We start from the raw sequence: 14,488 nt of genomic DNA, 5'->3' as shown, positions 1-14,488 counted from the left end.
ATTACCTGTTGTAATTATCCGCGCCGCGCCCGCCCAACACGTGATGATTGATTTGTTATGAGTAAAAAGCTGTACATCAAAACCTGGGGTTGCCAGATGAACGAGTATGATTCGGAAAAAATGGCCGATCTACTCGATTCGACCCATGGGTACTCTCTGGCTGAAGAAGCTGAGCAAGCCGATGTTATTTTGCTCAACACCTGTTCTATTCGCGAAAAAGCACAGGAAAAAGTATTTCACCAACTCGGCCGCTGGAAAAACCTGAAGAAAACCAAGCCCGATTTAATTATCGGCGTGGGCGGGTGCGTGGCCTCCCAGGAAGGCGACCATATTCGCCAACGAGCCCCCTTTGTTGATTTGATATTTGGCCCGCAAACACTGCATCGCCTGCCAGAAATGATCAACCAGATTCACAACGGCGAGACCTCGGTAGTGGATGTCAGCTTTCCGGAGATCGAAAAGTTTGACCGCATGCCTGAACCTCGCGCTGAAGGGCCGACGGCGTTTGTCTCGATCATGGAAGGTTGCTCTAAATATTGCAGTTTCTGCGTAGTCCCTTATACCCGCGGCGAAGAAGTCAGCCGTCCGGTGGACGATGTGCTGCTGGAAATCGCGCAACTGGCCGAGCAAGGCGTACGCGAAGTCAATCTGCTTGGCCAGAACGTTAACGCGTTTCGTGGCGAGCATCACGACGGCAGTATTTGCCGCTTTGCAGAGTTGCTGGAGCTGGTTGCAGCCATTGACGGTATTGACCGCATTCGTTATACCACCTCGCATCCGGTAGAGTTTACGGACGACATCATTGCCGTGTACGAAACTGTGCCTGAGCTGGTTGATCATTTGCATTTACCGGTACAAAGTGGCTCCGATCGCATTTTGAATTTAATGAAACGTGGTCACACCGCCCTTGAATATAAATCTAAAATCCGCAAATTACGTAAAATAAGACCTAACATTAGTATGTCGTCGGATTTTATTATTGGTTTCCCGGGTGAAACCGATGCCGACTTTGAAGCAACCATGGATCTCATTCAGGCGATTGATTACGATCTGAGCTTCAGTTTTATTTATTCGGCGCGTCCGGGAACGCCGGCGGCAGATGCCGTGGACGATGTCAGCGAAGAGACCAAGAAGCAGCGTTTGTATCTGCTTCAGCAACGCATTAATCAACAGGCGTTGCGCATTGCCCGCAATATGATTGATACCGAGCAGCGCATTTTAGTAGAAGGTCCGTCGAAAAAAGACATTATGGAATTACAGGGCCGAACCGAGAATAACCGTGTGGTAAATTTCCCGGGAACGCCAGACATGATTGGTGAGTTTGTTGACGTAAAAGTCACCGATGTATTCAGTAATTCGTTACGTGGTGAAGTGATACGCAGAGAGGCTGATATGGGCCTGCGTGTAGCGGTATCACCGCAAAGTATTTTGGCCCGGCATCAGGCAGAGTTACCTGATGCACTGGGTGTAAGTCAATTTCAACCGACAGTATAAGAGGCAGTAGATTAATTTGAGTAAACTGGTAAGTAATGAAGTGGTACTGGAGCCGGAAGATAATAAACGGTTATCCAGTTTGTGTGGTCCGTTTGACGACAATATCAAGCAGATTGAACGTCGTTTGGGCGTCGAAATCACCTATCGCAGTAATTTCTTCAAAATTGTCGGGGCCCCACAGCAAACCAACGGGGCTGTCGAGCTACTCAAGTTACTTTACATTGAAACGCAACCGGTCAGAGGGTTAATACCTGACCTGCCGCCCGAGCAGGTGCACTTAGCCATTCAGGAAGCCAATTGCCTGGAGCGCGAAGAGACAAGCCAGTACGGCAAAGAAATTAACATTAAGACCAAGCGCGGCGTCATAAAACCACGCAACCCGCACCAGGCTCAGTATGTTGCAAATGTGGTTAACCACGACATTACCTTTGGGATAGGTCCGGCCGGAACAGGCAAAACTTACCTTGCGGTAGCCTGCGCGGTGGATGCCCTGGAACGTCAGGAGGTTCGCCGTATTTTGCTGACCCGCCCGGCGGTTGAAGCCGGCGAAAAACTGGGCTTTTTACCCGGTGATTTATCGCAAAAGGTGGATCCGTATCTGCGCCCGCTCTACGACGCCCTGTTTGAAATGATGGGCTTTGAAAAGGTCGAAAAGCTGATCGAACGTAACGTTATAGAAGTTGCGCCGCTGGCCTACATGCGCGGCCGTACCCTCAATGATGCGTTTATTATTCTGGATGAAAGCCAGAATACCACCGTTGAACAAATGAAGATGTTCCTGACCCGTATTGGCTTTAACTCACAAGCGGTGATCACCGGCGATATTACCCAGGTCGATTTACCACGTGGCGCCCGTTCAGGCCTGCGTCATGCTATCGACGTACTGCAGGGCGTCAACGATATCTCGTTTAACTTCTTTACCGCTGGTGACGTTGTGCGCCACCCGGTGGTTGCGCGAATTGTGCAGGCCTATGAAGACTACGATACCGAGCAAGAGCGTATCCGGTTGGCCAAAAAAGCCGAAAAAGACGCCCAGGACGCGGCCAACCAAGTTAATAAGACCGACGACAGTGACAACTAACAGTACCGCCCTGGTTGATTATCAGCAGGCATATTCTGGCAATGCCGAACTCGCCGCTACCATTCCGGCGGTCAGCGAGTTAACAGACTGGGCCTCGTTGGTGTTATCAGAGCTTAATATTGACGACAAAGAACTGACCGTTCGATTTGTCGACGAAAGCGAATCACAGGCACTGAACAGAGATTACCGGGGCAAGGATAAACCAACCAATGTGTTGTCTTTTCCGTTTGAATGCCCCCCTGAGGTGCCGCTTAATTTGCTCGGCGATCTGGTGGTATGTGTACCGGTAATCGCCGCAGAAGCAACACAGCAACAAAAACCCATAGCGCACCATTATGCGCATATGATTATCCATGGCACCCTGCATTTGTTGGGATTTGATCACATTGAAGAGGCTGATGCCACGGAGATGGAACAGCTTGAAATTACGTTATTGGCAAAATTATCCATTGACGACCCTTATCAAGACGATTAACTTTGCCTAGTAACGTTACAACGAAACGGACATTATGAGCGACGATAACCCCCACTCTACCAACGGTTCTTCGGGAAAAAACTGGTTTGATAAACTCAAGCTGTCATTCTCCGGGGAGCCGCAAAGTAAAGAAGAGCTGGTTGAAGTAATCACCGAAGCTGAACAACGTGAGCTGATTGATCCTCAAACCAGAGAAATGATTGAAGGCGTTATAGGCGTCAATGAAATGCGGGTCCGGGATATAATGATCCCTCGCGCTCAAATGGTCACCATTGATATCGACCAACCGGTTGAAGAGTTTTTACCGGTCATGCTCGACAGCGCTCACTCACGCTTTCCGGTTATCAATGAAGATAAGGACCACATCGAAGGCATTTTACTGGCCAAAGATTTGCTGCGCTATGTGTTTAACGCCGACGAGGATCAAGCCTTCCATTTACGTGATGTACTGCGCCCTGCGGTGATTGTGCCCGAAAGTAAACGGGTAGATGTATTGCTTAAAGAGTTCCGCCAGCAACGTTATCACATGGCCATTGTGGTGGATGAATACGGCGGCGTGTCGGGGCTGGTTACTATCGAAGACATTCTTGAACTCATCGTTGGCGAAATTGAAGATGAATACGATTTGGATGAAGATGGCACCGACGATATTCGGCCACTCAACAAATACACCTATTCGGTAAAAGCCCTGGTTCCTGTGGATGAATTTAACCGATTCTTTGAAACCAAGTTCAGCGAAGAAGAAGCCGATACCATTGGTGGCATCGTACTAAAAGCCTTTGGGCATATGCCATCAACCAATGATGAAATTACCATAGAGAATATCCATTTTAAGATTACTAACTCCGATAAACGCCGGTTAGTGCAACTCAAAGTGACCCTGCCAGATCTGGAGTAAATTGGCTTGAGAAAGTGGCTACCTTTTTTGCTGGTGCTGATTGCCGGCATGTCGTTAACAATGGCCTACGCCCCTTTCAATCTCTGGCTCATAACGCCTGTCGCGGTGGCTCTCGCTGTTCGGCAGTTGTATGTGATGACCCACCAGCAGTCGGCCTTCTGGCTGGGCTGGTGCTTTGGTCTTGGCTGGTTTGGTGCCGGTATAAGCTGGGTACATGTCAGCATAGCTGATTTCGGCGGTTTACCGCTGGTTGCCTCGCTACTGCTGATGGCTCTGTTGTGCGGCTATCTGGCGCTTTTTCCGGCGCTGAGCTTTTACCTTACCCGCCGCTTCATACTGCGTCCTTACTGGCCGCTGGCACTCCCCATAATCTGGCTGTTCACCGAATGGCTACGCAGCTGGCTATTGACCGGCTTTCCCTGGTTATCATTAGGTTACAGCCAGTTAGACAGCCCCCTGGCAGGCTGGTTACCGGTAATTGGCGAAACCGGCGTAAGCCTGTTGCTGATGGCCATTGCTGTGTCGGTAGCACAGGCTACCCTCACTAAAAAAATTCGTCATGCAGTGACCGTAACAGCGGTGATTGCACTAAGCGGCATCGTATTAAACAGGGTCAGCTGGGTTGATGAAGAGCGCAGCATAGCCATTGGCATGGCCCAGGGCAATATCGCCCAGTCTCTGCGCTGGGTACCCGAGCAAGATTTGCCAACTATGCAGACCTACCAGGATTTAACCCAGGTGCTGTGGGACAACGACCTGATTATCTGGCCGGAAGCTGCGGTTCCCAAATTAGAAGTACTGGCCCAGGATTACATTAAAACCATGGACACCCAGGCAACTGCGCATAACACCGCCATTGTGACAGGGGTAGTTAATTATAACTTCGAAAACGATGAGGCCTGGAACAACTTAATTGTGCTGGGTAAACAACAACCTGCCGACGATAGCGGCCACTATCACTATTTTCATGCAAATCGCTATGCCAAACATCATCTGTTGCCGGTGGGCGAATTTGTGCCATTTGAAGACTGGTTACGGCCATTAGCGCCGCTATTTGACTTACCCATGTCATCCTTTAACCGGGGCGACTTTCAACAACAAAACCTGACCGCTAACGGGCTTAAACTGGCCCCGGCGATTTGTTTTGAAATTGCCTTTCCCAGACAAGTCTCGGCCAATTTGTATGCTGATACCGACTTTATTATTACCGTGAGCAATGACGCCTGGTTTGGCCACTCCCATGGCCCGGCGCAGCACTTACAAATTGCCCGTATGCGCGCAAAAGAATTTGGTTTACCGGTTATTCGTTCTACCAACAACGGTATTTCTGCGTTTGTGGATTACCGGGGCAACATTGTTGCCCAACTCCCGCAGTTTGAGCGCGCGGCGATGTCAGCCACCCTGACAACCACAATCGGGGTAACGCCCTACCGCTATGCCGGCGATTGGCCGTTATACTTGGCCAGCATAATTACCCTGGCCGGCCTGTTGTTGAGTCAGCGCAGACGTAAAGATCAGGCGCTCCACGACTAAAACCTCCGGTTAGTCGTGTAACGACTATCGTTGCCGGTCGGCAACTGATAAATTACTCAGCACATATTTACTGCATCAGGTGTTTCATGAAAAAAGCATTAATTGCCGCAACATTATTACTCAGTTCGACAGTGGTTTTGGCTAAAACAACGGTTTTGACCGCCGATCGGATGATTGATGTCGACAACGGTACACTGGTAAATAACGCCGTTGTCGTTATTACAGACAATGTGATTTCCCAGGCTGGCCCTAAGGACGCCGTAAACTACCCTGCCGACGCTGAGGTGATCAAACTGGGTAACTACACCTTAATGCCTGGTTTTATGGACATGCATGTGCACCTTACTTCTGATGCCACCAAGCATGGCTACAAACAGCTGGCAGATTCACTGCCGCGAATGACCTTAACCGGCGTCAAACATGCCAAAGCAACATTAATGGCCGGATTTACCACTGTGCGCAATGTGGGCGCGCCCGGCTTTGCCGATGTGGCGCTGCGTGATGCCATTAACGATGGCGACATCGCCGGCCCTCGTATGTTTGTCTCTGGTCCGTCACTGGGTGTAACCGGTGGCCATTGCGATAACAACTTGCTGCCTTTTGAGTTTCATGCCGTTAGCGAAGGGGTGGCCGATGGTCCCTGGGCGGTGCGCGAAGCCGTGCGTCGCAATATCAAATATGGCGCCACAGTGATTAAATTTTGCGGTACCGGCGGGGTATTATCGAAAGGTACCAAGGTGGGTGTTCAGCAATACACCCTTGAGGAAATGCAGGCCCTGGTCGACGAAGCGCATATGCGCGGCCTGACCGTTGCCACTCATGCTCACGGTACCCAGGGCATTAAAACTGCCATAAAAGCAGGCGTTGACTCGGTAGAGCATGTCAGTTTGCTGGATGACGAAGGTATCGAACTGGCGCTGCAACACGGTACGTACTTTTCGATGGATATTTACGTTACTGAATATATTTTGGGTGAAGGCGAGGCAGCCGGGATTTTAGAAGAAAGCCTGAATAAAGAGCGCATCGTCGGTAAGCGTCAGCGTGAGAGCTTTAAAAAGGCCGTGGAAGCCGGGGTAAAAATTGTCTTTGGCACCGACGCCGGTGTGTATCCGCACGGTGATAACGGCAAACAATTTGCCCGCATGGTGGAATTTGGTATGACCCCCATGCAAGCCATTCAGGCTGCGACCATTCAACCTGCCACTCTGCTCAAACAGCAAGACAACCTGGGCAGTATCAAAGCCGGAAAAATGGCCGATATTGTGGGCGTACAGGGCAATCCTCTGGACGATATCTCACTGCTGGAAAATGTCGGGCTGGTGGTAAAAGACGGTCATATTGTAAAATCTGTTGCAATGTAACCTTCTGAAAAATAAAGATATAATAAAAATCTCACTCATAGCAGTGAGATTTTTTTATTTTGGTAGCTTGAAAATGTCTTGCGCGTACCTATTTATTTAAGTGTCGGGGCTTAATAGTAAGACCGACATAATCATCGCCGCTATGCGGGATGGTTTTTAACTTAAATAACATATTGCTTAATTGCGAGGATATGACTATGCGTACTATCGATCTATCTCCATTATATCGCTCATTTATTGGTTTTGACCGCTTGGCGTCAACCCTTGACTCTGCGTCTCAAAACAGCGAACAAACCACTTACCCGCCCTATAACATCGAATTGCTCGGTGAAGACAAGTACTTGATCAGCATGGCGATTGCCGGTTTTAGCAAAGATGATGTGACCATTGAAGTGGTGGAAAACACGCTGGTGGTAGCGGGTAAAATGAAAACCGGCAGTGATGCGGCCGAAGCAGATGACAAACAAACTCAGCAGCGTAAGTTTTTACACAAAGGCATCTCTGAACGCAGTTTCGAGCGTAAGTTCCAGCTCAGCGACCATGTTAATGTAACTGGCGCGGCCCTGGAGCACGGCTTGCTCAACATCAGTCTGGAGCGCGAAATTCCGGAAGAGAAAAAGCCTCGTCAAATAGAGATTGGCGGCCGACTACTGGAAAATAAACACTAGCCTGGCAGATTAACAGCCATCACAGCATTAACTAAGAGCGGCGCCACGGCGCCGCTTTTTTTTTATATTGTATTAGCGCTCAACCTGGCAATTCCCCGAACTCTGGCGCTCCGCCTACCGCCTCTTCCCAAACCGCTTTGCTGGACGAAAAGATATGTGCAGTAGGTAACATCGTTATCTTGGTGTCTAAACACCCGGCGGGAACAACAAGCAAGTCTGCGTTTTGAGTATTGGGCAATGCTGAGCCACACAACTTACAAAAGCTTTTGCTATGACGCGTGCCCGGAAGCGTAAAGGAAGCCACAGCATCCTCGCCCGACTGCCACATCAATGTGGCTGAATGCGAGAATAGATTTGCCGCATGCGCCGAGCCCGTGTCTTTTTGGCAGTGCTGACAGTGGCACAGATAAAAGCTGTCAAAATCACCGTTTATCTCAAAACTAACCGTGCCGCACAGGCAAGAACCGCAATGAACCATCATCTGAACTCCTTTCATGAACAGGTGTTGCAAACACCTAATGCGTTAAACATTTGGCGCGCACTTTTTTGCGCGTCCAGTGAAGGCTTTTTAGCCACAATAATATTTAATAACCAGGTTGTAGCTACCCACTCATGTAGTCAAAAACTAAATTTTGTTGACACTGGCAAGAGGTAGTACGTTGCATACACAAACATAGCCAGGACTATGCAAAACGGGATCACGAAAAGGGGCGAGAAGTTCTTTTTATTTACAACGAAATCATACAACCAGGCCCCAATGCCAAGTGGTATAAATAAAATTAACCCGGCATACATTAACCGGTTAGTACCGGCGAGCATCTCTGACTCCCTGTAAAATGCCAGCCTACTCACTTTAGTGGCTTTGCAGAAAGCCACCGCAGCGCCAGCCTTATCAAACATAGCACGAATTATTATCGGATTAAAACCCATACAGAGTTCGATGAAATAGCGCAGTGTTAATGCATTCACTGGCCTTACCCTTTATCCCAAACGTGATGCATTTTTCATTATTGAAGCCTAAAGCGTGTGACTGGCAAAAATCCACATACCCACTGCAATGAGAACCACGCCACCAAATGTTTCGGCGCGTTTGCCTATCAAGGAACCCATTGCACTGCCCAGCATAATACCTATTGTCACCATCGAAAAGGTCGCCAAACCAATCAAGGCAGCGGCAACTGCAATGTTGACGTCGACCAAAGCGAGGCCAACGCCAACTGCCATTGCGTCAATACTGGTTCCGCACGCAGTAACACAAAGCAAAACAAACGACTGTTTGGGCGATTGACTTTCTTCGTCACTGACAGGTTGAAGGCTCTCAATTATCATATAAACGCCTAACCCGCACAGAATGACTAACGCCAGCCAGTGATCCCACGCCTGTACATAGGTTGCCGCGGCGCGCCCTATTAACCAACCAATGATGGGGGTGATTGCTTCGATTAGCCCGAATGTAAGGCCAATTTTAATAGCAAAACCTAAACGTGGATTCTTGATTTTGACGCCTTTACCTATTGCCGCAGCAAAAGCATCGGTAGACATAGCAAAGGCAAGTAAGATGAGAGCGAAGATACTCATAGTGTATAACTCCGGTCAGGCAATATTGAGTCCACGATAAAACCACACGCCTGACCTTAGGGCATGGAAATATCGATGGTCTCGCCAACCGAGAGGTGTTTGCACCATGGTAATGTGACCAATTATGTTGATACAAACTTTTCCATAACTAATGGAAACAGGCTACTCCCCAACGAAGTCTGCAATATTAATACGAAAGGTGTAAACAAGGCAACCTGATTGCGTCTTTCGCGCCTGCATGACGGCACCTGGATTGGATGTTGTGTTGCTACGCCCTTGCAGAGATGAGTGGCTGTTTTATTAACCAAGATGCGTTCATACCGACTGTTATTTACAGCTCCGGCATCCCCTTTAGTGACATCATTACCACTTACCCTCACCGCAACTAATCCGCCATAAAGTACATTAAATGCGTTAAATTCCCCTCAAAGTACGTGTAGTTTTAGTTTACACTGGCATAACGTTACCAATTATCCCCATGCAAAAGGAATTCAAAGTGCCCACCAGGCAGTCTGGCGCTGACAGCCCTTTTTTAAAACTTCGTAATCTATTTAAACTACTGGGGCCCGGCGTGCTCATGGCGACCGCTGCGATAGGCGGCAGCCACCTGGTCGCCTCAACCCAGGCCGGAGCTCAGTTTGGCTGGCAGCTGGTATGGCTAATTCTGGCTGTGAACCTGTTTAAGTACCCGTTCTTCAGGGCGGGTGTCAGTTATACCATCAGCAGTCGCAAGACCCTCCAGCAAGGATATCTGGAGATGGGTAAACCCTACCTGATAATGAGTTTTGCACTCAATGGTATTTCGTCGTTTGTTAACGCCGCTGCACTGTTGTTGTTTGCTGCCAGCTTACTGGGCTATTTTGTGCCCTTCGACTTAGCCCTGCCCTGGTTAGCCGGCATTTTACTGGTATCGATTTTGGCCATACTAATTGGCGGGCATTACCATTCGCTTAATCACGTCGCAAAGATCATTATGGTTGCGTTGGTTGTTGCCACCATCGCCGCAGCATTTATTGCCTGGCAACAAGGGCCCGTCGCGCCTGACAACTTTACTTCGCCCTCCCCCTGGACACTCGCTTCGATTGGTTTTTTGGTGGTAACCATGGGCTGGATGCCAGCGCCCATCGAAATTTCCGGCATCACCTCACTGTGGCTTAAGCAACAATGCAATGAACAGGCGGTTACGCCTAAATCTGCTTTGTTTGACTTTAACCTGGGGTATTTTGTGACCTTGCTTCTGGCGCTGCTGTTTTTATCGCTGGGTAGTTTGGTACTGCATGGTGGTGAACACGAACTGGCATCGGCCGGCATAGGGTTTTCCCATCAACTGGTTGCACTCTACGCCTCTACCATTGGCGACTGGTCGCGTTACTTAATTGCTGTCATTGCCTTTTTATGTATCTTTGGTTCAGCCCTGACTGTCTACGACGGGTATTCCCGGGCGCTGGCAGAGTGTTATACGCTGTTAAAAGGTAAACAGGATATTTCTGATACGGTCTTTACCACCTGGCTTATCATGGTAGCGATCGCCAGTTTTGCCATGGTGCTGTTTTTTAAGGCCGCGCTGCTCGCCATGTTAGGATTTGCCATGACACTGGCTTTTATCACCACCCCTGTTTTTGCCTGGCTTAACTATCGGCTGGTTAATCGCCAGGCCATTGATGAACAAGTCCGCGGCGGTGCGCTGCTGCTGTGGTTAAGTCGCGCCGGGTTAGCGTACTTATTTGGCTTCCTGATTGTATTTATTATCTGGAAATGGTTTTTATAGCAGTTCCGCTATCCCAACAAAGGCAACAACGATGCATAAAAAAATCCCTTTAGTACTACTCACCCTTTTGCTTAGTTGTTTAAGTTCACTACTGTATGCTGCCGGGTTTAATCAGGTACAGATCAGCACCACATCGGCGGCGCAGGCACCGGTGATGATCCAGGGCCCTATGCCCATTGAGGCCGAGTACTTTGCGTCACTGCTAAGCGGCGTTCGCACCGAACAAGCCGGGAATGTCACCTTTTATATTGGCAAGCTAAAGGGGTTTCCGGTGGTGGTCGCCCAGACCGGCAAAGGATTGGAAAATACCTCGGCAGCAACCGCTGTTGGCATAGAGCGCTACCGCCCTCAAGCGATTATTAATCAGGGCACCTCGGGTGGCCACGATCCTGCGCTTGAGGTGGGCGACATTGTGTTGGGTAAGCGTTCGGTGAATGCCAGTAATTTTAAAACCCCTTTCAGAAAAGCCGGTACAGGCTCGGCACCGCTAGAATGGCTCCCCATGGATTTACTTGCCTCTGAGGGCAGCGCCGGTGAAGGTGATTCTGCCAAAGATGCAGAGCGGATCCGGTACTACATGGGTAACGAGGCACTCTTACACGCGGCCCATGCGGTTAAAGAACAATACACGCGCGGTAAAGTGGTTGAAGGCACCATTGCCAGCGGTAATTTTTGGAACAATGAACTCGACCGGATTGCCTGGTTACATGCTCAGTTTGGTACCAGCACCGAAGAAATGGAAACCGCCGCGGCAGCACAAATTGCCCACAGTTACAGCGTGCCCTTTTTGGGTATTCGGGTACTGTCGAACAATTTAACCAACGGTGGTCACTACGATCCCTCTACAGCAAAAGATTGCCAGCAATTTGTGCGTTTAGTGATAGAGCAATACATTTCATCCTTGACCCCGGCAACCAATAATAAATAACCAGGCACATTCCCGGGCTGATTAGCCATTACTTAAGGCAGTAATGAATCAACTCACATAGTCCGGGGCTGAGTTTCGATACCTGCGCACTTATTGGTAGTGGCAGGGTATTTTTAGTGGCAGGCTTTGGCGCCTGGTGCAGTTATACAACCGCAGTATTTTATGCCACGGCTTCTAAATTGCCGTATGGTTATTTCGACCTTTGAAAAACTGAAAAAACCAGCTGCATTGTGGCCAGTTACTGTGCTAAATTCATGTTGTATTAGTACTTAAAAAAAAACAATGAGTACAGATCAGACGATTATAAAGAAGTTTCAACCTGTCATTAAGGCGTTAATTCCTTATCAGCAACAGGGAAGACTGCTTGAAGGCTTAAATCGCTTTTCGTCGCGTCTTAATTCGCAAGCCCGCAAAGTGATAAAAAGCGAGGTAGAGCGTTTAACGTCGTTAACTGATGCCCCGGCCGATAACTCAGCATTTGCCCAATTCCCGGTAAAACGATTCTCTCACTTTGGCATTGAAATGGCGCTGGATAAAGTGGGCAGTGAGATTCTGCATAAAGAATCTGCCCGCTATATGGAACGCTACACAGTGGGTGTGTTCGAGTCTATTACTAATTCAGAGCATTACCAGTCGCAGATCCAGCGTAAATTACGTGAAAAGATCATTAAAGCGTTTTTGGTACAGACCCAATCATTTAAAGATATCCAGTTTAATAATGATCTATCAATAACACCGAATTTTGTGGTATCAACACAAGCCTACCAAAACGGCCGAAGCGTGGCGGTTGTATCGCTAAATGCTAAAGCGATAGTCATAGCGTGTACACGTTCCCCTACCTTCACCACCAAAACGGCATTGCCGTTGATATTTCCAAATATTCCCGGCCTGTGTTCACTCAATCAGGTTATTCACTATGACTACAGTCATGTTGAGTTTGATCAGCGTACCCAGCGCCATAATGTTACCCTGAAACTGGCTGAGCAAGATACCAGTTGGCAAGCAAAAATTAAGCAATACCTGGACAAAGTAATGCTGCGCTTTCCTCTCGATCGCAACCTTGAGATCGAGCGAGCTATGCAGGCCCTCGACCGCGACAGAGTGGTACACAGTTCGCCATGGATACCGGTATTTATGCATCAGCAGAAGAATGGCGAGCTGCGCCCGGATATGGTGATGTTAACCGCTGCAAACAGCGTTAAGAATCCCGCTCATCGCAGTGGCACTCTGCTACCGGGTAAGCAAGCTATGGCGCGAATATTAAAAGAGCTGGGCGTATTTAAAGAAGTCTTTGTAGTGCGCATAAATGTTACCCAGCGCAACGGTAAAATGCTGCCGTTATGTACGACTATACGCCAACTGGAACGACTCACCATGGTCGGCCAGTTTTTGCAACTGGGTCTGCAAAACGACTCTTTACAGATATGGCAATACCGGCTCAACAATATTGATAATAAAGCGCGTTACACTGCGGCAGTACTGCAGGATATTCCAGCCTCAATGCGTGAACATTTATCGTCTCTGACCAAGATTTTAGCCATCCGTTGTGTCACCGATGTATTAGGCGGCTTAACCGTTCATCAGCTTCCACCAGCGCAAAAACTGCCCCGCCAATTTGTTGATGAACAACAACACTGGCCGTTACACTTCGTAATGGACAATGACATGGACAGGCGTACTGAACCTCGTTTCAGAATAGAAAAGCACGCCGATGTTAAAGTAGGATTGATCACCAGCTACCCGGCTTTGGTGCGGGATTTTTCAAAAACCGGTATGCAGTTACAATTACTCAATTACGATGGTGGCGAGTTACCGGCCGAAGTAAAGGTCACCATAGGCGATCTCAAACTTAAAGCTCAACGTTATAAAGTGCTCCATTTTGCCCCTGATTCTACCTGCATGAGATTGCAACTTATCGCCAGCGATAAAAATGGCAAGCTCGCTGGTATCATGTCGAGTCAGTCTGCTTACTTTACCAATATTCAGAATATAGAAATCCAACAAACACTGTACTTTCGCAGCCTGTGGGAAATTTTTTCCCGCTGCTACCCAAATGCCGCCGTACAAATCGTGTCTGCCCGACTGATGGTGCAGCGCCTTAAAACGGTTTACGCGCCTGTAGAAAGTACCGATTTATATCCATTTGCGGTGACCGAACATAAAACACCCACGCACGGTTTTTTTGCCGACATGGATAAATCTCCTCCTGATTCATCTACATTAAAACGGCTGTTACAAAAATCGGAGCCAATGCATTTATCGCTTCACTGTGAAAGAAAGCACGATGCCAGCCTCATTAGCCTCACCGAGCAGCAGTGCTTTGGCCCGAAATTACGCAGTAGTTTGAAAAAATCGCTCGAAGACAAACAAGTCGCCTTTTATGTGAAGAGCATTGAAAGCCAGCCATTGCAAACGGGTACCACGCCAATGAGCAAGCAACGCTTAGCGCTGCTGTCTAAGATTGATTTAGATGTGTATGAAAAGCTGCTCGACTTACAAAAAAACTATACCCATGTACTGCACCTGATTGATATGTCAGCTTTGTATAACTCGCTGGTATTATCAGACATTACCCCTGTCAAACCTCCGAAAGGCACAAGTTAACAACCCCCTCTGACGGAGATATTAATATTGCTCTCTTTCAAATCCCAAATGCAGTAAAAATACCGAACAAAAATATTAAACAGAAGCCATTGAAAACCAT

Annotated in this window: 13 protein-coding genes and 1 riboswitch; of the genes, 10 read left to right on the top strand and 3 right to left on the bottom strand. The window is 48.4% G+C overall.

Features of this window, described 5'->3' with window-relative positions:
• The first annotated feature begins 57 nt into the window (after window positions 1-57).
• The 7 genes from miaB (at window position 58) to OIK42_RS07160 (ending at window position 7,510) form a co-directional block, all read left to right on the top strand.
• Window positions 58-1,494 (top strand): tRNA (N6-isopentenyl adenosine(37)-C2)-methylthiotransferase MiaB, encoded by a 1,437-nt coding sequence (gene miaB / locus OIK42_RS07190; RefSeq protein WP_273639469.1) that lies wholly within the window; start codon window positions 58-60, stop codon window positions 1,492-1,494.
• A 16-nt stretch (window positions 1,495-1,510) separates the two neighbouring features.
• Window positions 1,511-2,575: a PhoH family protein gene (locus OIK42_RS07185; protein ID WP_273639468.1), complete on the top strand. Its 1,065-nt coding sequence runs from the start codon at window positions 1,511-1,513 to the stop codon at window positions 2,573-2,575.
• A complete protein-coding gene (gene ybeY / locus OIK42_RS07180) occupies window positions 2,565-3,050 on the top strand; it encodes an rRNA maturation RNase YbeY (protein ID WP_374211842.1) in 486 nt (161 codons plus the stop codon). The genes OIK42_RS07185 and ybeY overlap by 11 nt, the downstream gene beginning before the upstream one ends.
• A 34-nt stretch (window positions 3,051-3,084) precedes the next feature.
• Window positions 3,085-3,948, top strand: a complete 864-nt coding sequence (gene corC / locus OIK42_RS07175) for a CNNM family magnesium/cobalt transport protein CorC (protein ID WP_273639467.1) — start codon at window positions 3,085-3,087, stop codon at window positions 3,946-3,948.
• A gap of 48 nt (window positions 3,949-3,996) precedes the next feature.
• The gene (lnt, locus tag OIK42_RS07170; protein ID WP_273641425.1) at window positions 3,997-5,481 is read left to right on the top strand and encodes an apolipoprotein N-acyltransferase; all 1,485 of its coding nucleotides are present in this window, start codon (window positions 3,997-3,999) and stop codon (window positions 5,479-5,481) included.
• Window positions 5,482-5,567: 86 nt separating this feature from the next.
• Entirely contained in the window at window positions 5,568-6,842 is a 1,275-nt protein-coding gene (locus OIK42_RS07165; protein ID WP_273639466.1) for a Xaa-Pro dipeptidase, read from the top strand.
• Window positions 6,843-7,039: 197 nt separating this feature from the next.
• Window positions 7,040-7,510, top strand: coding sequence for an Hsp20 family protein (locus OIK42_RS07160; RefSeq protein ID WP_273639465.1), 471 nt, complete (start codon window positions 7,040-7,042; stop codon window positions 7,508-7,510).
• 79 nt (window positions 7,511-7,589) lie between these two features.
• Here OIK42_RS07160 and OIK42_RS07155 read toward each other — a convergent pair whose 3' ends face one another.
• The 3 genes from OIK42_RS07155 to OIK42_RS07145 form a co-directional block, all read right to left on the bottom strand.
• Window positions 7,590-7,991, bottom strand: a complete 402-nt coding sequence (locus OIK42_RS07155) for a GFA family protein (RefSeq protein ID WP_273639464.1) — start codon at window positions 7,989-7,991, stop codon at window positions 7,590-7,592.
• 137 nt (window positions 7,992-8,128) lie between these two features.
• Complete coding sequence (locus tag OIK42_RS07150; RefSeq protein ID WP_273639463.1) at window positions 8,129-8,479, bottom strand: hypothetical protein; 351 nt, start codon at window positions 8,477-8,479, stop codon at window positions 8,129-8,131.
• A 48-nt stretch (window positions 8,480-8,527) separates the two neighbouring features.
• On the bottom strand, window positions 8,528-9,088 hold the full coding sequence (locus OIK42_RS07145) for a manganese efflux pump MntP (RefSeq protein WP_273639462.1): 561 nt from the start codon (window positions 9,086-9,088) through the stop codon (window positions 8,528-8,530).
• 40 nt (window positions 9,089-9,128) lie between these two features.
• Window positions 9,129-9,271: riboswitch (yybP-ykoY riboswitch) on the bottom strand.
• 394 nt (window positions 9,272-9,665) lie between these two features.
• Here OIK42_RS07145 and OIK42_RS07140 point away from each other — a divergent pair.
• The 3 genes from OIK42_RS07140 (at window position 9,666) to OIK42_RS07130 (ending at window position 14,388) form a co-directional block, all read left to right on the top strand.
• Window positions 9,666-10,856 carry an NRAMP family divalent metal transporter gene (locus OIK42_RS07140; protein WP_273641424.1) on the top strand — a complete coding sequence of 397 codons (1,191 nt, stop codon included), beginning with the start codon at window positions 9,666-9,668 and terminating at the stop codon, window positions 10,854-10,856.
• 31 nt (window positions 10,857-10,887) lie between these two features.
• The gene (locus OIK42_RS07135) at window positions 10,888-11,784 is read left to right on the top strand and encodes a 5'-methylthioadenosine/S-adenosylhomocysteine nucleosidase (RefSeq protein ID WP_273639461.1); all 897 of its coding nucleotides are present in this window, start codon (window positions 10,888-10,890) and stop codon (window positions 11,782-11,784) included.
• Between the two features lie 282 nt (window positions 11,785-12,066).
• Entirely contained in the window at window positions 12,067-14,388 is a 2,322-nt protein-coding gene (locus OIK42_RS07130) for a hypothetical protein (RefSeq protein WP_273639460.1), read from the top strand.
• The last annotated feature ends 100 nt before the right edge of the window (window positions 14,389-14,488 follow it).

The sequence above is a fragment of the Alteromonas gilva genome, from assembly GCF_028595265.1.
Taxonomy (GTDB): domain Bacteria; phylum Pseudomonadota; class Gammaproteobacteria; order Enterobacterales; family Alteromonadaceae; genus Alteromonas; species Alteromonas gilva.
The sequence above is the reverse complement of the archived record's forward strand: the minus strand, read 5'-3'. Positions and strand labels throughout refer to the sequence as shown.